At 71.6% G+C, this 19,720-nt stretch carries 16 protein-coding genes and 1 pseudogene; 8 read left to right on the plus strand and 9 right to left on the minus strand.

The genetic code is table 11. The features are described 5' to 3' along the window. Positions 1 to 210: pseudogene (locus tag KBY19_RS37010) on the minus strand (CDP-alcohol phosphatidyltransferase family protein); the annotation flags it as partial. 236 nt (positions 211 to 446) lie between these two features. Here KBY19_RS37010 and galE point away from each other — a divergent pair. Beyond that, positions 447 to 1,445: a UDP-glucose 4-epimerase GalE gene (gene galE / locus KBY19_RS31745; RefSeq protein WP_210967223.1), complete on the plus strand. Its 999-nt coding sequence runs from the start codon at positions 447 to 449 to the stop codon at positions 1,443 to 1,445. Positions 1,446 to 1,572: 127 nt separating this feature from the next. Further along, positions 1,573 to 2,133 (plus strand): isopentenyl-diphosphate Delta-isomerase, encoded by a 561-nt coding sequence (gene idi / locus KBY19_RS31750; protein WP_099885307.1) that lies wholly within the window; start codon positions 1,573 to 1,575, stop codon positions 2,131 to 2,133. A 62-nt stretch (positions 2,134 to 2,195) separates the two neighbouring features. Here idi and KBY19_RS31755 read toward each other — a convergent pair whose 3' ends face one another. Next, on the minus strand, positions 2,196 to 2,750 hold the full coding sequence (locus KBY19_RS31755) for an ATP-binding protein (RefSeq protein WP_099886911.1): 555 nt from the start codon (positions 2,748 to 2,750) through the stop codon (positions 2,196 to 2,198). Between the two features lie 542 nt (positions 2,751 to 3,292). Here KBY19_RS31755 and KBY19_RS31760 point away from each other — a divergent pair. Continuing rightward, positions 3,293 to 4,165, plus strand: a complete 873-nt coding sequence (locus KBY19_RS31760) for a hypothetical protein (protein ID WP_099885306.1) — start codon at positions 3,293 to 3,295, stop codon at positions 4,163 to 4,165. Between the two features lie 136 nt (positions 4,166 to 4,301). Further along, positions 4,302 to 6,704, plus strand: a complete 2,403-nt coding sequence (locus KBY19_RS31765) for a Tex family protein (RefSeq protein ID WP_099885305.1) — start codon at positions 4,302 to 4,304, stop codon at positions 6,702 to 6,704. A gap of 162 nt (positions 6,705 to 6,866) precedes the next feature. On the opposite strand, the gene KBY19_RS31770 is transcribed toward KBY19_RS31765, so the two are convergent. Together KBY19_RS31770 and KBY19_RS31775 are read right to left on the minus strand one after the other, a co-directional pair. Further along, positions 6,867 to 7,931 (minus strand): hypothetical protein, encoded by a 1,065-nt coding sequence (locus tag KBY19_RS31770; protein WP_210967224.1) that lies wholly within the window; start codon positions 7,929 to 7,931, stop codon positions 6,867 to 6,869. Between the two features lie 74 nt (positions 7,932 to 8,005). Further along, positions 8,006 to 8,695 carry a nitroreductase family protein gene (locus KBY19_RS31775; protein ID WP_099885303.1) on the minus strand — a complete coding sequence of 230 codons (690 nt, stop codon included), beginning with the start codon at positions 8,693 to 8,695 and terminating at the stop codon, positions 8,006 to 8,008. Positions 8,696 to 8,985: 290 nt separating this feature from the next. Here KBY19_RS31775 and KBY19_RS31780 point away from each other — a divergent pair, with 290 nt between their 5' ends. Continuing rightward, a complete protein-coding gene (locus KBY19_RS31780; RefSeq protein ID WP_099885302.1) occupies positions 8,986 to 10,608 on the plus strand; it encodes an ABC-F family ATP-binding cassette domain-containing protein in 1,623 nt (540 codons plus the stop codon). A gap of 46 nt (positions 10,609 to 10,654) precedes the next feature. Here the strand turns inward: KBY19_RS31780 and KBY19_RS31785 are convergent, their stop codons facing one another. The 5 genes from KBY19_RS31785 to KBY19_RS31805 are packed head-to-tail and all read right to left on the minus strand — an operon-like array spanning position 10,655 to position 16,144. Beyond that, complete coding sequence (locus KBY19_RS31785) at positions 10,655 to 11,536, minus strand: Gfo/Idh/MocA family protein (RefSeq protein ID WP_185018568.1); 882 nt, start codon at positions 11,534 to 11,536, stop codon at positions 10,655 to 10,657. A 37-nt stretch (positions 11,537 to 11,573) separates the two neighbouring features. Continuing rightward, complete coding sequence (locus tag KBY19_RS31790) at positions 11,574 to 12,785, minus strand: ROK family transcriptional regulator (protein ID WP_185018567.1); 1,212 nt, start codon at positions 12,783 to 12,785, stop codon at positions 11,574 to 11,576. Positions 12,786 to 12,792: 7 nt separating this feature from the next. Beyond that, a complete protein-coding gene (locus KBY19_RS31795) occupies positions 12,793 to 13,683 on the minus strand; it encodes a carbohydrate ABC transporter permease (protein WP_099885299.1) in 891 nt (296 codons plus the stop codon). Then, positions 13,683 to 14,735, minus strand: a complete 1,053-nt coding sequence (locus tag KBY19_RS31800) for a carbohydrate ABC transporter permease (protein ID WP_099885298.1) — start codon at positions 14,733 to 14,735, stop codon at positions 13,683 to 13,685. Before KBY19_RS31800 ends, KBY19_RS31795 begins: the two co-directional genes overlap by 1 nt. Beyond that, positions 14,732 to 16,144: an ABC transporter substrate-binding protein gene (locus KBY19_RS31805; protein WP_210955125.1), complete on the minus strand. Its 1,413-nt coding sequence runs from the start codon at positions 16,142 to 16,144 to the stop codon at positions 14,732 to 14,734. Before KBY19_RS31805 ends, KBY19_RS31800 begins: the two co-directional genes overlap by 4 nt. 143 nt (positions 16,145 to 16,287) lie before the next feature. Between KBY19_RS31805 and KBY19_RS31810 the strand changes: the two genes are divergently transcribed. The 3 genes from KBY19_RS31810 to KBY19_RS31820 form a co-directional block, all read left to right on the plus strand. Beyond that, positions 16,288 to 17,334 carry a zinc-binding alcohol dehydrogenase gene (locus KBY19_RS31810; protein ID WP_099885297.1) on the plus strand — a complete coding sequence of 349 codons (1,047 nt, stop codon included), beginning with the start codon at positions 16,288 to 16,290 and terminating at the stop codon, positions 17,332 to 17,334. Between the two features lie 77 nt (positions 17,335 to 17,411). Continuing rightward, the gene (locus tag KBY19_RS31815) at positions 17,412 to 18,230 is read left to right on the plus strand and encodes a sugar phosphate isomerase/epimerase family protein (protein WP_099885296.1); all 819 of its coding nucleotides are present in this window, start codon (positions 17,412 to 17,414) and stop codon (positions 18,228 to 18,230) included. Further along, positions 18,227 to 19,720, plus strand: a 1,494-nt coding sequence (locus tag KBY19_RS31820; protein WP_307843678.1) for a hypothetical protein, incomplete at its 3' end; no start/stop codon positions are given. The genes KBY19_RS31815 and KBY19_RS31820, both read left to right, overlap by 4 nt.

Below are 19,720 nucleotides of genomic sequence, written 5' to 3' on the forward strand. Positions count from 1 at the left end.
GGGGTCCTTCAGGGCGAGCCGCAGCGCATGGGCGTGGCCGACGAAGCGCGGGTCGATCAGGGCGAGCCGTTCGTTCGCCGCGGCGGCGGCAAGGTGGGTGCTGACCTCGGCGGGCCGGGAGGCCACACGCACATCGAAACCGAGCGAGCGCAGGTCGGTCTCGAGCGACGACCCGGCAACCGGCGGACCGGTGAGGATGGCGGTCGACAGAACGAACTCACTCCTTGGAAGCTGGCATACCCGCGCGAGAGGGGACAACTGAGGCAGCGGGCAGCGTGCGCCGTCACCCGCAAGGGGTCGGCAGCACGTCGGCAGAGAGTATCGGATCGCCGGAGGGAGCCTTCACCGAGCGTTCATCGCCCCGGTGTTGCCCGGGAAGCGCCCGCGCGCCCCAGCATGGTGGATCATGGGCTCGCGCCACAACCGGGGCCGATAGGGTTCAGGACATGACGTGGTTGATCACAGGCGGCGCGGGGTACATCGGCGCGCATGTCGCACGAGCCATGACGGCCGCCGGTGAGCGTGCCGTCGCGCTGGACGACCTCTCCTCGGGGCTGGCCGAGCGGCTGCCCGCCGAGGTGCCGCTGGTGCGCGGCTCGGTGCTGGACCGTCCGGTGCTGGACCGCGTGCTCGCCGAGCACGACGTGAGCGGTGTGATCCATCTCGCGGCCAAGAAGCAGGTCGGCGAGTCCGTCGAGCAGCCGCTGTCCTACTACGAGGAGAACGTGCACGGCCTGGTCACCCTGCTGGGCGCGGTGGTCGACGCGGGGGTGGGCCGCTTCGTCTTCTCCTCCTCGGCCGCCGTCTACGGCATGCCGGACGTCGAGCTGGTCACCGAGCGGACCCCGACGGTACCGATGAACCCGTACGGCGAGACCAAGCTGGCCGGCGAGTGGCTGGTACGGGCGGCGGGCCGGGCGCACGGACTGTCCACCGCCTGTCTGCGCTACTTCAACGTCGCCGGGACCGCGGAGCCCGAGCTGGCCGACAGCGGGGTCTCCAACATCGTTCCGATGTTCTTCGACGCGCTGACCCGCGGCGAGGCCCCCCGGATCTTCGGCGACGACTATCCGACCCCGGACGGCACCTGTGTGCGGGACTACATCCATGTCAAGGACCTGGCCGAGGCGCATGTCACCGCGGCCCGCGCGCTGGCGGCGGGCGGCGCGGGCGCGGGCGGCGATCTGACGCTCAACGTCGGCACCGGCGCGGGCGTCTCCGTGCGGGAGATGGCCGAGATCGTCGCCGAGGTCACCGGCAGGCGGGAGCCGGCGCCCCTGGTGGACGCGCGCCGCCCCGGTGACCCTGCGCGGGTGGTCGCCTCGGCGGACCGGATCCGCGAGGAGCTGGACTGGGAGCCGCGCTGCGGGGTGCGCGAGATGGTCGCCTCGGCGTGGGAGGGCTGGCTGCTGCGCCATCCGGAGGCTCGTACCTCGGCGGGTTGAGGCCGTAGAACGACAGCAATGGGCACAGATGTGCGCGATATAGACAGAATCCCGCAGAATGCGGAGTTACCGCGTCGCCTGCGGCACACTGGATCACGCTGCCCACAGGCCCACCCGAAGGATCACCATGGCGAACAGCTCAGCGGCCCCGATCATGCTCGAACTGGTCGACGAGGACGGGACGACGATCGGTACCGCGGAGAAGCTCTCCGCCCATGTGGCCCCCGGGCGGCTGCACCGCGCCTTTTCCGTCTTCCTCTTCGACGAGGAGGGCAGACTCCTCCTCCAGCGCCGTGCGCTGGGCAAATACCACTCTCCGGGGGTGTGGTCCAACACCTGCTGCGGCCATCCCTATCCCGGTGAGCCGCCGTTCACCGCCGCCACCCGGCGGGTCGGCGAGGAGTTGGGGGTGGCGCCCTCGCTGCTGCGGGAGGCCGGCACCGTCCGCTACAACCACCCCGACCCGGCCTCGGGGCTGGTCGAGCAGGAGTTCAACCACCTGTTCGTGGGGCTGCTGCGCCAGGAGCCGCGGCCGGACCCGGCGGAGATCGCCGAGACCGCGTTCGTGACCTGGGACGAGCTGGACAAGCGGCATGCGACGGACACGTTCTCCACCTGGTTCATGACCGTGCTGGACGCGGCCCGTCCGGCCATCCGCGAGGTGACGGGCGGCGCCGGGAGCTGGTGACCGCCGCGCAGGAACCGACGCCGGTGCTCACCGCGGACGAGCAGGACCGCGCCGCCGGTCCCTCATCGCAGGGCGCGGGGATCGGCGCCCGCCGCTTCCGGGGACAGCGGCAGTGCGGCCCACACGACCTTGCCACCGGTGCTGGTCTGCTCCACGTCGCAGACGCCGCCCGCCTCGAAGGTGAGCGTCTTGACCAGCAGCAGGCCCCGGCCACCGGTGTGCTCCCGGAACGGCTCGGCCTCCAGCGCCTTGGGCCGGTAGGGGTGACTGTCCTCCACGGCCACCCGGAGCCATCCGCCGTCCAGTGCGACCTCGACCGCGATCTCGGGCGACAGCAGCGCCGCGTGCTGCACGGCATTGGTGACCAGTTCCGAGAGGATCAGTAGCGCCCCCTGCAACACCTCCGCCGGAACACCGGCGGGCTGCCGCTCCAGCAGATCCCGCACGGCATGCCGCAACCGGGGCACCGAGGAGGCGGTCGTCGGCGCGGTGAACCGCCACGCCCCTCCCTGGACGGGGCCCGGCGCGGTGGAATGTGCGCACCCCGGCGAGCCCTCATGGCCGCACCCGAGTGTTCTGGGCGCGGACCTGCGCTGCCGCTCCGCCCGCTCCCGCAGCGGCAGGACGGTGGCGACGGCACCCACCGCGCCCGTCCCCACCCCGCTGCGCACCGCGCTCAGGGATTCGTTTCTCTCCCCGACCGGTGGAGCCTCGTCGACAACGCCGGTCAGCTGCCCACCGCGGCTCTCCATCTGAGCACCCACTCTCCTGCTCCGTACCTGATGTACTTGCAGATGTACTTGCATTGCATGGTGGTACCGCGCGCGGCGGACCTGGCCGGGTGACTGCAAGTTGGCACGTATCGATGGCATTTGACAGAAGACTTACGCCACGGTCAGCTCCATGACAGATCGTGGAACGCCCCGGACACGATCACGCCCATGGAGCCGACCCTGAGGTGCTGCCCGAGGACGAACTCGACTCTCCGCGCTTCGGCCGGCCGCGGAGCTGAGCGCTGCGCCCTCCCTTGTGCCGCTGAGGGGTGCCCCCTGTCTGTCGTCCGCGGGCTGCGGCAGCGTTGTGGCTTGTCGCGCAGTTCCCCGCGCCCTTGATGGGGCGCAGCCTTCAAGCGTGACGTACCCAGCGGTAGCGTACGGGCATGACGCCACTTCCCGAACGCGCCGGGCGGCGCTGCCACAACGCCCTGAACGCCCTGCACTCCGCGCTCTACTTCTCACCCGCGCTGGGGAAGGAGCTCTCGCCCTACGGCATCGACGACCCGCACGCGGTCAATCTGGCCGCGCGGTCGGCGCCGCTGGGCGCCGTGGGCGCGGGCACGGTGACGGCCACCTTCTACAACTACAGCCACGCGCTGGTCGCCCGGTTCGTCCCCGAGGTGTGGGACGCCGCGTCGCCGGAGACCGTACTGGCCGCACGGCTGCGCGCCGTCGACACGACACTGCGCGACCTGCTGGGCGAGGAGGCCGTGCGCTCCGCGGAGATGACGGAGGCCGCGCGGCTGGCGCTGTGCGCCGCCGAGGGCTGCACCCGCTCCGGGCGCCCGCTGCACTCCGCCAACGCGGACCTGCCCGTGCCACCGGTGGACCAGTCGCCGCACCTGGCGCTGTGGCACGCGGCGACTCTGCTGCGCGAGCACCGCGGGGACGGCCACATAGCGGCCCTGCAGAACGCCGAACTGGACGCGTTGGAGGCCGTGGTGAGCCACACCGCCAGCGGGCGCGGAATGAACCCCAAGTGGGTGATGAGTACCCGCGGCTACAACGAGCGGGACTGGGCGGCGGCACAGCAGCGGCTGACCGGGCGCGGACTGCTGGACGCCGACGGAGAGCTGACCGAGCAGGGCGTGGAGCTGCGCAAGCACCTGGAGGCGGAGACCGACCGGCTGGACCGTCGGCCCTACGAGCTGCTGGGCGCCGAGGGCGTGGCGCGGCTGACGGAGCTGGCGGGCGGCTTCGCCCGGACGGCGACCGAGGCGGGCGCGTTCCCCGCCGATCTGATCAGCAAGGGCTGACCGGCATCGCTACGACAGGCCGGCGCCCCCGGCGGGGGCCCGCCGTCGCGCCCGCCTGCGCGGGGCTGTCCGACCCGCCTGCCACAATGCATGCCTACCGGGGGACCACAGCACCGAGAAGGCGGAACGAACCATCGTGACGACGACCATCGAAGGCAGGATCGCCGAGGAACTCGGCGTACGCGAGCGGCAGGTCCGCGCCGCTGTCGAGCTGCTCGACGGCGGGTCGACCGTGCCGTTCATCGCGCGCTACCGCAAGGAAGCGACCGAGACGCTCGACGACGCGCAGCTGCGCTCCCTGGAGGAGCGGCTGCGCTATCTGCGGGAGCTGGAGGAGCGGCGCGAGTCGATCCTGGAATCCGTACGCGGGCAGGGCAAGCTCACCGACGAGCTGGCGGAGCAGATCCGCGCCGCCGACTCCAAGGCGCGCCTGGAGGACATCTACCTGCCGTACAAGCCCAAGCGGCGCACCAAGGCGCAGATCGCCCGCGAGGCCGGTCTCGAACCACTGGCCGAGGGCCTGCTCGCCGACCCGACGGTGGAGCCGTCCGCCGCGGCTGCCGCGTTCGTCGACGCGGACAAGGGCGTCGCGGACACCGCCGCCGCTCTGGAGGGTGCGCGCGCGATCCTGGCCGAGCGCTTCAGCGAGGACGCCGACCTGATCGGCGAGCTGCGTGAGCGCATGTGGGAGCAGGGCCGGCTGGCGGCCAAGGTGCGGGAGGGCAAGGAGGAGCAGGGCGCCAAGTTCGCCGACTACTTCGACTTCTCCGAGGGCTTCACCGAGCTGCCCTCGCACCGGGTCCTGGCGATGCTGCGCGGCGAGAAGGAAGAAGTCCTCGACCTCACCATGGAGCCCGAGCCGGCCGGTGCGCAGAGCACGGTGCAGGAGGGGCCGAGCTCCTACGAGCGCTCCATCGCCCACCGCTTCGGGGTGCGCGACGAGGGCCGCCCGGCCGACGCCTGGCTGGCCGAGACGGTGCGCTGGGCGTGGCGTACGCGCGTCCTGGTGCATCTGGGGATCGACCTGCGCACCCGGCTGCGGACGGCGGCCGAGGACGAGGCGGTGCGGGTCTTCGCGGCCAACCTGCGCGATCTGCTGCTGGCCGCGCCCGCAGGCACCCGTGCGACCCTCGGTCTGGACCCGGGACTGCGGACGGGCGTGAAGGTGGCCGTGATCGACGCGACGGGCAAGGTGGCCGCCACGGACACCATCTACCCGCACGCCCCGCAGAAGCAGTGGGACCAGTCGCTGGCGAAGCTGGCGGCGCTCGCCGAGGCGCACAAGGTGGAGCTCGTCGCGATCGGCAACGGCACGGCGTCCCGCGAGACCGACAAGCTCGCGGGCGAACTCATCGCGGCCAAGCCGGAGCTGAAGCTGACGAAGGTGATGGTCTCGGAGGCGGGCGCCTCCGTCTACTCGGCCTCGGCCTACGCCTCGCAGGAACTGCCCGAGCTGGATGTGTCGCTGCGCGGCGCCGTCTCCATCGCCCGCCGGCTGCAGGACCCGCTGGCCGAGCTGGTGAAGATCGACCCCAAGTCGATCGGCGTGGGGCAGTACCAGCACGACCTGTCCGAGGTGAAGCTCTCGCGCTCGCTGGACGCCGTGGTGGAGGACTGCGTGAACGGCGTCGGGGTGGACGTCAACACGGCCTCGGCACCGCTGCTCTCCCGCGTCTCGGGCATCGGCTCGGTGCTGGCGGAGAACATCGTCGCGCACCGCGACGCCAACGGCCCGTTCAAGAGCCGTCAGGAGCTCAAGGACGTCGCACGGCTCGGTCCCAAGGCGTTCGAGCAGTGCGCGGGCTTCCTGCGGATCCGCGGCGGTGACGACCCGCTGGACGGCTCGGCGGTGCACCCGGAGGCGTACCCGGTCGTGCGGGACATGGTGACGAAGGCGGGCACCGATGTGCCGACGCTGATCGGCAACGCGAAGGTGCTGCGCGCGCTGGACCCGAAGGAGTTCGTCAACGGCTCGTTCGGTCTGCCCACGGTCACCGACATCCTGCGCGAGCTGGAGAAGCCGGGCCGCGACCCGCGGCCCGCGTTCCGCACGGCGAGCTTCAAGGAGGGCGTCGAGAAGCTCGGCGACCTGTCCAAGGGCATGGTCCTGGAGGGCGTGGTCACCAATGTCGCCGCGTTCGGCGCCTTTGTGGACGTCGGGGTGCACCAGGACGGCCTGGTGCATGTCTCGGCGATGTCGAAGACGTTCGTGAAGGACCCGCGCGACGTGGTCAAGCCCGGCGACATCGTCAAGGTGCGGGTGCTGGACGTCGACGAGGCGCGCAAGCGGATCTCGCTGACGCTCCGGCTGGACGACGAGCCCGAGTCCGGTGGTGGCGGTTCCCGACGGGGCGGCCGTCGCGGCGGCGCCCCCGCGGGCGGCGGCGCCCCGCGCCAGCGCCAGGGCTCGCCCAAGGGCGGCGGCAACGGCGGCGGCAACGGTGGTGGCGGCAACAAGCGCCGCGGCCAGGGCTCGTCGGCCCCGGCGCCGAACAACAGCGAGATGGCCGAAGCCCTCCGCCGCGCCGGCCTGGCCTGACGGCCCGCGGACCGTCCCGGCCACCCGGCCCCCTTCCGTCCGTCGAGACGGCGGAGGCCCGACGGGGCCGCCGATCGGCTGAGCCCGGTCGGCGGCACCGGGCGGGAGGGCCGCAAGGACCGAGCCGCACCGGTCCCCGAGCGCCCGAAGCGCCCGGAGACCTCAGGTGTCGGTGCCGGGCATCTTGCCGTTCTGGTCGGAGCCGGCGGCGGCGCCGGTCATCTCGTACTCGGTGCCGAGGAGCTCGGCCTTGCCCTTCGCCGGGATGTGCGCGCTGGATATGTGCAGCCAGTCCACGAAGAAGGAGGGCGCCGAGGTGTTGCCGACGTAGACCTTCATCGAGTCGGACGGGTGGATGGTGGCGGTCACCTGGGTGCCCCGGTCGTGTTCGCGTACCTGGGTGCTGAAGACGGCGAACGAGCCGCCGTCCTCGGTGCGGAGCGCGTGGATCTTCTCGTGGGTCGCCTCGCCCCGGCTGTAGACGGCTTCACCGTAGGGGCGCAGCAGCTTGTTCTGCGAGCCGGGGATCTTTCCGATCGAGTCGGTGGACTTCGAGGTGCGGAAGCCGTTCTTGGCGGCGCCCTTCTTGGTGTAGAGGTCCAGCAGGGAGTCGGAGAGGGAGTCCGGTGCCATGGCTCCCGACTTCTTCGCCGTGTCGGAAACGGGCTCCACGAAGCCGTCCTTGTCCTTGGCGAGCTTCGGCAGCCGCTTGCTCTCGCTGTAGCTGCCGGAGACCATCTTCCAGTCGCCGCTCTTCTGCTTCTCCATGATGAGGACGCCGGGGTACCTGCCCTTCTTCTCCCCCGGTGACTTGGAGTACGCCACCATCGCGAACCAGTCGGCGGAGCCCTTCCGGGGGATGTGGAACTTCCGGTCGACGTAGTGGAACGGCTCCCGGTAGTCGGCCCGCTCCTTCGCCGACCAGTTCTTCTGCATCTTGTAGACGGCCTTGCTCTGTTCGAAGACCGCTCCGCCTTCCACGGTGGACAGCAGCTTCGGGTCCGAGTTCTTGTTGGCCCGGTTGTTGACCTTCTCGTAGTGGTCGACGAGCTGCTCGGCCTTGGCGCGGCTGACGACACCGACCGCGGCCGGCTGCTCCTTCTTGTCGTCGGCGGAGCCCGAACCGCCCGCGGAATCCTTCTCGGAACCGCCGCCGCACCCCGCCACCATGAGGACCAGACCGCTCACGCAGGCCACGCCCGCGATCCCCCGTACCGCACTCTTCATCGCATGCTCCCGTTGTTCACTGATGTGCGCTGGGAGTATGCCGGGTGATCCGGCCCCTGGTGACGGCGGGGTCCTCACAAACGCACCAGCACCTCCTCCAGTTCCTTCCTGGTGAGGTCCGGGACCCGGGTGCCGGGGGCCGGGTAGCCGACGGGGATGACATAGGCGCCGCGTTCCTCGGCGGGGCGTTCGCAGATCTCGTTGAGGAACCGCATGGGGCTGGGAGTATGGGTGAGGGTGGCCAGGCCCGCCTGGTGGAGGGTGGCGAGGAGGAAGCCGACAGCGATGCCGACGGACTCCTTCGTGTAGTAGGGGCGCGGCGTGTGCGGGCCCTTGTGCACCTCGAAGACCACGATGACGGCGGGCGCCTTCTGCAGGAACGGCTTGTGCTCGTCGGTGCCGAGCGGGGCGAGGGCCGCCAGCCATTCGTCGGAGGCGCGCCGCCGGTAGAACTCGCGCTCCTCCTCCTCGGCGGCGGCCCGCAGCCGCCGCTTGCGGTCGGGGTCGGTGAGCACCACGAACCGCCACGGCTGGACGTGTGCCCCGCTGGGAGCGGTCGCGGCGGTACGGACCGCCCACTCCAGGACGGCTTCGGGGACGGGGCGGCTGTCGAAGTCGCGGACGGTGCGGCGGCGGGACATGATCTCGTAGAAGGACCTGGCGCGGTCCTCGGCCTGCTGCGCGGGGATCTCCAGCGGCCGGAGCGGAACCGTCGGACAGCGGCTCGGGCCGGAACCGGGACTGGGATGACTGGTACGGACCATGCCCGCAGCACAGCACACCGCGGCGCGCGGAAAAAGAGTTGCGGGCCGCAGAAATACGGGCGTATCGTCCTCGATGACTCTGTTGTCGTCGTCAGGAGAGGCCGTTGCGTATCTGAGGTCTGAGACACCGTGTGCCCTGTCTGTGTGCCACGAGTGTGACCTCGGAAGCGAGTCGGCCGGCGATCTGCGCCCCTCTTCTCCTTTCTGATCTCCGTCCCCAGGTGTAGCCGCCCGGGGCCCGGTGTCTCCCGCGTTGTTCATCCCCCACCGCGAGACGACCAGGAGGCCCTGTGACCACCCCTGCCCACTCCCCCTCTCTCATCTGCTCCCGACTGTCCTTCTCCTGGCCGGACGGCAGTCCCGTCTTCACCGACTTCGACCTGGCCGTCGGCCCCGGCCGTACCGGCCTGATCGGGCTCAACGGCAGTGGCAAGTCCACCCTGTTGAAGCTGCTCGCGGGCGAGCTGCGGCCGGACGCGGGAAGCGTCAGCGCCCTGGGCGAGGTCGGCTGTCTGCCGCAGGACCTCACCCTCGACACCGCCCTGCGGGTGGACGAGGCGCTGGGCATCTCAGGTGCCAGGGCCGCGCTGCACGCCATCGAGGCGGGTGACGTCAGCGAGGAGCAGTTCACCGCCGTCGGCGACGACTGGGATGTCGAGGAGCGTGCCCGGGCGACGCTGGACCAGCTCGGCCTCGCCCATGTGGAGCTCGATCGCACCATCGGCGAGGTGTCCGGCGGCGAGTCGGTGCTGCTGCGCCTGGCCGCGCTGCTGCTGGCCCGGCCGGACGTCCTGCTGCTGGACGAGCCCACCAACAACCTCGACCGGGCCGCCCGGCGGCGGCTCCACGACGCGGTCGCCTCTTTCAACGGCGTGCTCGTGGTGGTCAGCCATGACCGTGAACTGCTCGCGCTGGTCGATCGGATCGCCGATCTGCGCGGCGGCGAGGTCGTGTGGTACGGCGGCAATCTGGCGGCGTACGAGGAGGCCGTCGCCGCCGAGCAGCAGGCGGCCGAACGGATGGTACGCGCGGCCGAGACCGACGTGCGGCGGCAGCAGCGCGAACTGTCCGAGGCGCGCACCAAGCTGGCCCGGCGCGCCCGGTACGGCAACAAGGTCCAGGCCAGTAGGAGCGAGCCGAAGATCCTGATGGGAGCGCGCAAGCGGAAGGCGCAGGAGTCGGCGGGCAAGCACCGCATTCTGCACGAGCAGCGCCTCGAAGAGGCGAAGGAGCGGCTGGAGGAGGCGGCCGAGCGGGTCCGGGAGGACGACGAGATCCGTATCGAACTGCCGTTCACCGCGGTACCGCGCGGACGGAAGGTGCTGGAGCTGGACGACGTGGAACTGCGCAACGGCGCCCGCGTCACGCTGGATGTGCACGGCCCCGACCGGATCGCCCTCGTCGGCTCCAACGGTGCGGGCAAGACCACGCTGCTGCGTACGATCACCGGTCAGCCGGCACCGACGGCGGGCGAGGTGCGCACCCACGTGCCGCTGCGCCACCTCCCCCAGCGGCTGGATGTGCTCGATGACGCGCTGTCGCTCGTCGAGAACGTCGCCGCGCTCGCCCCGGAGGCGACCAACCAGCAGATCCGCTCGCGGCTGGCCCGGTTCCTCTTCCGCGGTCGGCACGCCGACCGCGCGGTGGGCACGCTCTCCGGCGGCGAGCGCTTCCGCGCGACGCTCGCCGCGGTGATGCTGACCGAGCCCGGTCCCCAGTTGCTGATGCTGGACGAGCCGACCAACAATCTGGACCTCTCCAGCGTCCGGCAACTGCGGGAGGCGCTCGCCGCGTACGAGGGCGCGCTGATCGTCGCCAGCCATGACGTCCCGTTCCTCCACGAGTTGGGCATCACCCGGTGGCTGGAGCTGGACGGTGAGCTGCGGGAGGTGGATCCGGAGGTGCTGCGGTGAGGGGCTGCCCCTGTCTCCCTCTGCCGAGCTTGCCCACCGTGCCGGGCTACCGAAGCGCTTGGTCCAGCAACTGCTGGAGCCGCAATCCGCGTTGCGCGTCGACAGGCCCGGCGGAGCCACTCCGTACGGCGGTCGCGAACTCGCGGCGGAGCACCGGCCAGCACTCCTCGTGATCGAGGTCGGCGGTGTCGTGGACCAGCTCCCCCTCGGGTCCGTACAGCTCCACCCTGGTACGGGCCCGGGGCAGCGCGACCGCGCCGGAGAGTGACGCCTGACTGACGGCGCCGTTCTCGTGCTCGCACGTCAGCTCCGTCCAGCGGCGCGGATCGCCGGTGCCGTGCACGGCGGTGACGGGGCCGACCGCGAGGTCGAGCAGGTCGAGCAGGTGCGGGCCCAGGTCGAGCAGGGCGCCGTGCTCCAGCCGCCAGGCCGTGGCCTGGTCGCCGCCGAGGAAGGCGCCGTGCAGATAGCAGGAGCGGGCTCCGGTGACCGTCATCCCACGGGCCCGGGCGAGGAAGTGCCGGGTGGCCGGGTGGTAGCGCTTGGTCAGCACCAGCTGGGAGACGACGCCGCTGTCCGCGACCGCGTCGGCGACGGCGCGGGCGGCGGCAAGGTCGGGCCCCAGCGGTTTTTCCAGCAGCAGCGCCCGCCCCGCACGGGCGGCGCGGGGCGCCAGCTGGGCCTGGACGGCGGGGGGCACGGCGAAGGCGACGGCCTCGCACCTCTCGAAGAGCTCGTCGAGACAGGCCGCGGTCTTCGCGCCGTGTTCCACGGCGACCTGGGCGGCGGCCTCCGGCCTGCGTGCCCAGACGGCGGTCAGCTCGGTCTCCGGCCCGGCGGCGAGCATCCGGGCGTGCATGGTGCGGGCCCACGGCCCGGCACCGACGAGCCCGACGCGTATCGCCGGGCCGGTCCAGGGTGCGGTCATGGTGCTGTCTCCTGCGAACGCGTGGGGGCGGCGGCGGTCACCGTGCCGACGCGGCCAGTCGGGCATCGGCGCGGTCGGGGGCGTAGCGGTCCTCCACGACCATGGCGGCGGCGCCGATCAGACCGGCCCGCTCGCCCAGCCGCGAGGTGACCACGTTGAGGTGGGCCGTGGTGCGGGGCATGGCGCGCTGGTACAGCAGCTCCCGTACGCCGGTCAGGAACGGGGTACCGGCCAGGTCACCGGCGATCATCAGCACCCCGGGGTTGAGCAGCGTGACCACGGTCACCAGCACCTCCCCCACCCGGCGCCCGGCCTCACGGGCCAGCCGGACCGCCTCGGGCCGGCCCGAGGCGAGGTGCTCGCGGACGCCGGAGCCGGAGGTGGTGGGCACACCGGCGGCGGTGAGCTGCTTGGCCAGCGCGCGCCCGCTGGCGACGGCGGCGAGGCAGCCGTAGTTGCCGCACATGCACAGCGCGTCCTGGCAGTCGTGCAGCCGGATGTGGCCGATGTCGCCGGCGCCGCCGTCGATGCCGCGGTAGGGCTGCCCGTCCACGACGACGCCCGCACCGATACCGGTGGCCACCTTGATCAGCAGGAAGGCCGCACAGTCGGGATGGCCGACGCGCTGTTCGGCGTAGGCCATGAGGTTGGCGTCGTTGTCGACGAGCACGGGTACGGGCGCTCCCGCCCGCACATGTGCCGCGTACGCCTCCTGCATCCGCTCGCGCAGCGGGTAGCCGTCCCAGCCGGGCATGATCGGCGGCTGGATGACCAGTCCGGAGTCGTAATCGACCGGCCCGGGGACCGACAGACCGATGCCGCAGACCCGGGAGGGGTCGGTGCCCTGCTCCTTGAGCAGCCCGGCGAACCACTGCCCGAGCCGGTCGAGCACCTGGTCGGGTCCATCGCCTATGACCATCTCGCCCGAGCGTTCGGCCAGCACGTTCCCGGCGAGGTCGAGCAGGCCCACGGCGGCGTGCCGGGTACCGAGGTCGGCGGCGAGCACCGCGGCGTGCCCGGTGTCGAACTCCAGACGTGCCGAGGGCCGGCCGCCGGTGGAGCCCGCTGTCGGCCGAGCCTCGCCCTCGCGCAGCCAGCCCGCCGCGAAGAGCTGGTCGAGCCGGTGTCCGACGGTGGACCTGGACAGTCCGGTGGCCTGCTGCAGGGCACCGCGGGTGGTGGCCCGGCCGTTTCGGATGAGCTGCAGCAGATGGCCCGCGCTCGACTGGTTGCCGGTGGTACCGGTCATGCTCTCCTCAGCTCTTGTCCGCACCGCTGGTCAGGCCCTCGGTCAGGAGCCGTTCCGCGGCGAAGAACAGCCCGACGACGGGAATGGTCAACACCACCGATCCTGCCATCAGCACCGTCTTGGAGACCTCGACACCGTTGGCGAGCTGCTGCAGGCCGAGCGAGACCGTCCACTTCTCCGGCTGCGCGGCCAGGAAGAGCAGCGCGAAGAGGAACTCGTTCCAGGCGATCATGAAGACATAGAGCCCGGTCGCCATCAACGAGGGCGCGGCCAGCGGCAGGACCACCTTGCGCACCGTCTGCAACCGGGTGCAGCCGTCGAGGGCCGCCGCCTCCTCGATGGAGTAGGGAATGGTGACGAAGTAGTTCTTCATCATGTAGATCGACACCGGCACGGTCTGCGCGATGTAGACGATGGCGAGCCCGACCAGGCTGCCCTGGAGCCCCATCTTGGCGAACATCACGAACAGCGGCACGGCCAGCAGCGTCGCCGGGAAGAGATAGACCGCGAGGAAGAGGACGCTCACCTGCCTGTTGCCGAAGAACTTCAGCCGGCTGACCGCGTAGGCGCCGGGAATGGCGGCGAGCAGGGTCAGCACCACAGCGCCGAGGGAGACGAGCGCGGAGTTGGCGAGCATGTGCACAAAGCCCTGGCCGCCCTCGGAGGTGGGCTTCAGCACCTCCTCGTAGGTGCTGAGGGTGAAGTCCTCGGCACTGACCCACAGTTGGCCCGGGTTCAGCAGCAGCGCGTCGATGGGTTTCACCGACAGCAGCAGCATGTAGCAGAAGGGCAGCAGGGTGATCAGCGCCAGGAAGGCGATCACCACCCGCCGGAGCACCCCGAAGAGCCGCTCCTCGAACTGCGCGCGGCTCGGCAGGGAGGTTCGGACACCGCTCATCACGCCTCCTCCTCGACCTTCTTGGCGAAGAACTTGAAGTACACGCCCAGCAGCGCCATCAGTACGACGGCGAGCACCAGCGCCTGGGCCGCGGCGGCACCCACGTCGAAGCGTGCCGTGAGGAAGTCGTAGACCCGTACGGCCACCACGTCGGTGCCGGAGCCGCCGCCGGTGAGCAGGTAGATGTCGTCGAACTTGTTGAACGTCATGATGAAGCGCAGGACGCACAGCAGCGCGATGACCGGCATCAGCTGGGGCAGCAGGACGTGGCGGAAGCGCTGGGTGGGCGTGGCGCCGTCGACCGTGGCGGCTTCCTCCAGGACGTCGGGGACCGCCTGGAGGCGGGCCAGCAGGAAGAGGAAGGCGAACGGGAAGTAGCGCCAGGTCTCGAAGGCGATGACGGTCAGCAGCGCCAGCGGCACATCGAAGTGCAGCCCGAGCAGGGAGACCTCGTAGGAGCGGGTGGAGAGGAAGGCGATGGGGTCGTCCCAGCCCAGCAGCTTGCCGCCCCACTCGTTGACGATCCCGAACTGCGGACTGAGCGCGATCTGCCACACGAAGGCGGCGGCCACCACTGGCGCCACGTACGGCAGCAGCATGGAGCCACGCAGCAGACCGCGGCCGCGAAACGGTCTGCGCAGCGCGAGAGCGGCGACCAGTCCGAGGACGACGGAGCCCGCGGTGGAGCCGACGGTGTACAGCAGGGTCGTCCACAGGCTGGTCCAGAACCCGGGCGAGGTGAGGATGCCGGTGAAGTTGTGCAGCGACCAGTTGCCGAACAGGCCCATGCTCTGGATGTCCACCAGCCGGGCGCGCTGGAAGGCGAGCAGCACCGTCCAGAGGATCGGCAGGACGACGACCACGAGGACGACGAGAAAGGTGGGCGTGACGAAGGCCAGTCCGGCCCGGTTCTCCCGTGCGGCGCCGGTCAGCGGGCGGCGGTCGGGGCGGCGGGAGCCCGGTCCACGCCTCTTGCGCCCGCCGTCCGTTGCGCCGACGCTGTCGGCCGGCGCGGGCGCTGCGCTCGACGGAGTGGGGGATGTGGTGCTCATCGCAGGGACCTCCGCAGTGCGCCGACTTCCTCGTCGACCGCGCGGGCCGTCTCATCGGGTCCCGTCTGCCCTGCGGCCAGCTCACCGACGGCCTTGGCGACGGGCAGCTCGCCGTTGGTGGCGCCGACCAGCGCGCCCTCGCCCTCGGCGATGCCCCAGCGGCGCAGATGGCCGACGCCCTCGGTCAGCTCCTCCAGCAGCTTGTCGGGGTAGATCTCATCGAGCCGCTTGCGGTGGGTGGCCTCGACCCCGAGCCTGCTGCCACGCCATGCGCGGGTGTACTTGCGCGGGTCCTCGGCGGTGCCCTGCCGGACCGGGATCTTGCCCTCGGGTGCCATGCCGAACCAGTCCTGGTACCCGGTGCCCATCATGTACTCGACGAAGCCGCGGGAGGCCGCCGTCTCGGCGGTCCTGGTCACCGTCCAGGACGTGATCTCACCGAACTGGCCGGCCTTGGCCGCGTCCGGGCCCTTGAGCGCGGTGGTGATCCCGCTGTGCTCGGCGAGGAAGCCGGGGTCGTCCTTGCACCGGGGGCAGCTGGGGCGGGCGTCGGCGCGCTCCCCGGCCAGCTCGTCCAGCAGGAAGGAGGACCACATCACCATGGGTGAGCGGCCCGCGAAGTAGGTGGCGCGGGTGGAGTCGACCGTCTGGGTGCCCACCGGGCCATGATCGCGGGCGAGCGTCCGGTAGGTGGCGAAGGCCCGGCGGCAGGCCGGCGAGTCGAGCGCCACCTCACCCTTGGTGATCAGTTGGCAGTCGTTGGCCAGCGCCAGGTTCTCGAAGCTCTGCTGGGTGAAGGCGTCGCCCGGGTCGGTGGCCAGCGAGATGCCGTCCATCCGGCCCTTGTCGAGCTTCCTGGCGGCCTTCGTCATGGTGGCGTAGCTGGTGGGGGGCTCAAGGCCCGCCTTCTTGAACAGGTCCTTGCGGTAGACGAGCAGCTGGAGCCAGGCGTCGGAGGGGACCGTCAGCCGGGTGCTGCCGTCGGCGGTGAGCCGCAGCGCGTTGGCGTTGAAGGTGCCGGGGCCGAGCTTCTTGACGACCTGTGCCGGGATCTCGGTGTTGAGCAGGTCGTTCTCGTACATCTGCCACACCTGCCCGAGCGGAAGCGCGCCGATCACATCGGGGAGGTCGCCCGCGGCGGCGGCCGACATGATCAGCTGCGGCAGCTGTCCCTCGTCGACGCCGACGAGCTTGACCTGGACGCCGCTCCTGCGTTCATAGCGGGAGACGATCTTCTTGGTGGCCGCCATGCGGGCCGGCAGGTTCTCCAGGGTCCACACCGTGAGCTTTTTGTCAGGTTTGTCCGGACCTGCCGCAGCACTTCCGGAGCAGCCGGCCAGGAGAGCCGCCCCGAGCACTCCGGCGAGCCCGGCCGCGGCCACCCTCGACCGCCGCATCCACCTCTGCATGCCTCACCCTCGGTTCCGACGTCGGTTCGCCATGAATTCAGCGTGTGAGTTACGCATCTCAACACCAGTTCTGTCTGTTCACAAGACGTAACTCCGATGTATCTTCTACGAAACCGCCGCCGCCGAGCCGTTCGGAGTCCCTTGTGGAGCGAGTTGTCCAGTTCACCGGCCCGCGAGCGGTTGAGGTGGCAGAGCAGGAGAGCGCACCGCTGCCGCCCGGCCACCTGCGCGTCCGCACCCGCTATTCGGGCATATCGGCAGGCACGGAACTGACCGCGTACCGGGGAACGAACCCCTACCTCACCCGCACCTGGGACCCGGAGGCACGGCTCTTCCGGGAGGGCGCGGCGGGCATCGCGTACCCGGTGACGGGCTGGGGCTACTCGGAGGTCGGCGAAGTCACCGAGGTGTCGCCCGAGTTGGCCGACACGCCCGGCATCCCCCGCGCGGGCGACCTGGTGTGGGGCATCTGGGGCCACCGCAGCGAAGGCATCGTCCCCGCCGAGCGGATGGCCGGGCACACCCTGCCCGACGGGCTCGACCCGCTGGCCGGAGCGTTCGCGCGGGTCGGCGCCATCGCCTACAACGCCGTCCTCGGCGCCGACATCCACCTCGGCGAGGACATCGCCGTCTTCGGCCAGGGCGTCATCGGTCTGCTGGCCACCCGGCTCGCCCGGCTCAACGGTGCCCGCGTGACGGCCGTCGACGCGCTGGACGTACGGCTGGAGCACGCGCAGCGCCACGGCGCCGACCAGCTGCTCAACGCCCGCACCGACAGCGTCGCGGAGCGGATCCGCGAGACGACGGACGGGCGCGGCGCCGACGCGGCGATCGAGATCAGCGGTGCCTACCCCGCACTGCACGAGGCGCTGCGGTCGGTCGCGGTCGGCGGGCGCGTGGTCGCCTCCGGCTTCTACCAGGGCGACGGGGCCGGACTGCGGCTCGGCGACGAGTTCCACCACAACCGCGCCCAGCTCGTCTGCTCCCAGATCGGCGGCGTCCCGCAGGCCCTCTCCGGCCGGTGGACCGTCGAGCGGTTGCAGCGGACCTTCCTGCGGCTGGTGGCCGAGGGCCGGGTGGATGTCGCCTCGCTGGTCAGCCATGTGGTGCCGGTGGCCGACGCCGCGAACGCGTATGTGCTGCTGGACGAGCGGCCCCAGGACGCGTTGCAGGTGGTGCTGGAGTTCTGACGCCCCTTCGGCCGGACCCTTCGGCGTTCGGCACCGAGCTCACCGGCAGCACCCTCCGACCTTCCGAAAGGCGAACCATGTTCAAGACGGCCTGCCAGGAGCAGCTGCTCCCGGGCGAAACCCTGCAGCACAAGTGGGAGTTCGCCCAGGAGGCCGGGTACGACGGCATCGAACTGCGCGGCAAGGGCGACTTCCACTTCCGCGACCGGCTGCCCGAGCTGCGCCGGGCCAAGGCGGACGGTGTGGTGATGCCGACGGTCTGCGTGGACATGCTGCACTTCTTCGCAGCCTTCGAAGCGGACCTGCGCCGCGACGCGCTCGCCCAGTTGACCTCCCAGCTCTCGGTCATCGCCGAGCTGGGCGGCGTAGGGGCGCAGACCCCCGCCTCGTACGGGATGTTCTCGCGCCGGCTGCCGCCCTTCACCCCGCCCCGCAGCGCGGAGCAGGACCGCGACGTGCTCCTCGACGGGCTGACGAGGCTGGGCGAGCACGCCCGCGCCGAGGGGGTCACCCTCTTCCTGGAGCCGCTGAACCGCTACGAGGACCACATGGTCAACCGGCTGGAGCAGGCGGCGGAGCTGATCCGCACCGTCGGCCTGGACTCCGTCCGCATCGGGATCGACAGCTACCACATGAACATCGAGGAGGCCGACCCACCGGCCGCGATCCTGGCGGCGGCCCCGTACATCGGGCACGCGCAGGTCAGCGACTCCAACCGGTACCAGCCGGGCGCCGGGCACCTGGACTGGTCCGCGTGGCTGGGGTCCCTGGACAGCGCCGGTTACGACGGGTACCTGGCCGTGGAGTGCCGGCTGGCGCCGGAGGCGGAACCGGCTGAGGCCCTCGCCTCCATACCGCCGTTCCTCGCCGCCCGCGCGGGAGGGACGGTACGGTGACGCTTCCCGCAGCGCCGACCGCCACCGCCTCCCCCTCCGCGGCGCCCCGCGCCCCGGAGCCGTCGCAACGGGCCGGGACCGGCGGTGACCTGCGCCGCGCCGCCTGCCAGGTGCTGCTCGGCAACTGGACCGGCAGCTCGACCGTGCCGTCCCACCAGCTGTATCCGCACCAGTGGAGCTGGGATTCGGCCTTCATCGCCATCGGGCTGCGCCACCTCTCCCCCGTGCGGGCACAGCAGGAGGTGGAGACGCTGCTGGCCGCGCAGTGGGACGACGGACGCGTGCCGCACATCGTCTTCAACCGCACGGTGCCGCTGGACGCGTACTTCCCCAGCCCGGACTTCTGGCGCTCCTCCTCGGCGGGCGCCGCGGCCGGTGCGCCGCGCACGACCGAGACGTCCGGTGTGGTGCAGCCGCCGGTGCACGCGCTGGCCGCCTGGCTGGTGCACAGCGCCGATCCGGACACCTCGGCACGGCGCGGCTTTCTGGCCCGGGTGTATCCGCGGCTGGTGGCCTGGCACCGCTATCTGGCCGACCACCGCGACCTGGGCGGGCACGGGCTGGCGGCCGTGGTGCACCCCTGGGAGCCGGGGATGGACAACAGCCCGTGCTGGGACGGCCCGCTGGCCCGCGTCGAGCCCGCGGCGGCCGGTTCGTTCCGGCGCGCCGACCTGGTGCACGGATCGGCGGCCGACCGGCCCACCGATCTGGACTACCGGCGCTATGTGCGGCTGGCCGCCGAGTACCGCGACCACGGCTACCGCGACGCCGAGGCTCCGCACTCCTTCGCCGTCGAGGACCCCGGGTTCAACGCCCTGTTCATCGCCGCCGAGTACGCGCTGGCCCAAATCGCCGAGGCGCTGGACGGGGAAGCGGAACCGCACCGGCAGCGGGCCGCGGCGCTGACCGAGGCGCTGGTGGAGCGGCTGTGGTCGCCCGAGGCCGGGCAGTTCCTCTGCCGCGACCTGCGCGCGGCATCCGGTGGCCGGGCGGCGCGGGACGGACAGGCCGGGCGGCTGGTGGCCGAGCGCAGCGCCGCCGGGCTGCTGCCGCTGGTGGCCCCGCAGCTGCCCCGCCCCATCGTGCGGACGCTGCTGCGCACGGTCTCGGGCGAGCACTACGGACTGGGCACGGCCGTGCGGCTGCTGCCCAGTTACGACCTGCGCGGCGCGGCGTTCGACCGGCACCGCTACTGGCGCGGTCCGGCCTGGTTCAACGTCAACTGGCTCCTGGAGCGCGGACTTCGCCAGCACGGCGAGGACGCGCGCGCCGACGCGCTGGCCGCCGAGGTGCTGCACGCCGCTGCGGCCAGCGGCTTCGCGGAGTACCTCGACCCGTACACCGGGCAGGGCCGTGGTGCCCGCGGCTTCAGCTGGACGGCCGCACTCGCCCTCGACCTGCTCGCCCGGGACGCGGCCGGCCCGAAGCCCGCCGCCGCTGAGGCCCCTCCAACGGCGTCCGGCCCCGCACCGCGCATTCCGGCGCCCGCG

The organism is Streptomyces sp. B15 (assembly GCF_018070605.1).
In the GTDB taxonomy this organism is placed as follows: Bacteria; Actinomycetota; Actinomycetes; order Streptomycetales; family Streptomycetaceae; genus Streptomyces; species Streptomyces smyrnaeus.

What these genes read in the sequence shown, in the direction of transcription:
- galE (WP_210967223.1), top strand. Translation starts at nt 447, where the DNA reads ATGACGTGGTTGATCACAGGCGGCGCGGGGTACATCGGCGCGCATGTC.
- idi (WP_099885307.1), top strand. Translation starts at nt 1,573, where the DNA reads ATGGCGAACAGCTCAGCGGCCCCGATCATGCTCGAACTGGTCGACGAG.
- KBY19_RS31760 (WP_099885306.1), top strand. Translation starts at nt 3,293, where the DNA reads ATGACGCCACTTCCCGAACGCGCCGGGCGGCGCTGCCACAACGCCCTG.
- KBY19_RS31770 (WP_210967224.1), bottom strand. Translation starts at nt 7,931, where the DNA reads ATGAAGAGTGCGGTACGGGGGATCGCGGGCGTGGCCTGCGTGAGCGGT.
- KBY19_RS31775 (WP_099885303.1), bottom strand. Translation starts at nt 8,695, where the DNA reads ATGGTCCGTACCAGTCATCCCAGTCCCGGTTCCGGCCCGAGCCGCTGT.
- KBY19_RS31785 (WP_185018568.1), bottom strand. Translation starts at nt 11,536, where the DNA reads ATGACCGCACCCTGGACCGGCCCGGCGATACGCGTCGGGCTCGTCGGT.
- KBY19_RS31790 (WP_185018567.1), bottom strand. Translation starts at nt 12,785, where the DNA reads ATGACCGGTACCACCGGCAACCAGTCGAGCGCGGGCCATCTGCTGCAG.
- KBY19_RS31795 (WP_099885299.1), bottom strand. Translation starts at nt 13,683, where the DNA reads ATGAGCGGTGTCCGAACCTCCCTGCCGAGCCGCGCGCAGTTCGAGGAG.
- KBY19_RS31800 (WP_099885298.1), bottom strand. Translation starts at nt 14,735, where the DNA reads ATGAGCACCACATCCCCCACTCCGTCGAGCGCAGCGCCCGCGCCGGCC.
- KBY19_RS31805 (WP_210955125.1), bottom strand. Translation starts at nt 16,144, where the DNA reads ATGCAGAGGTGGATGCGGCGGTCGAGGGTGGCCGCGGCCGGGCTCGCC.
- KBY19_RS31815 (WP_099885296.1), top strand. Translation starts at nt 17,412, where the DNA reads ATGTTCAAGACGGCCTGCCAGGAGCAGCTGCTCCCGGGCGAAACCCTG.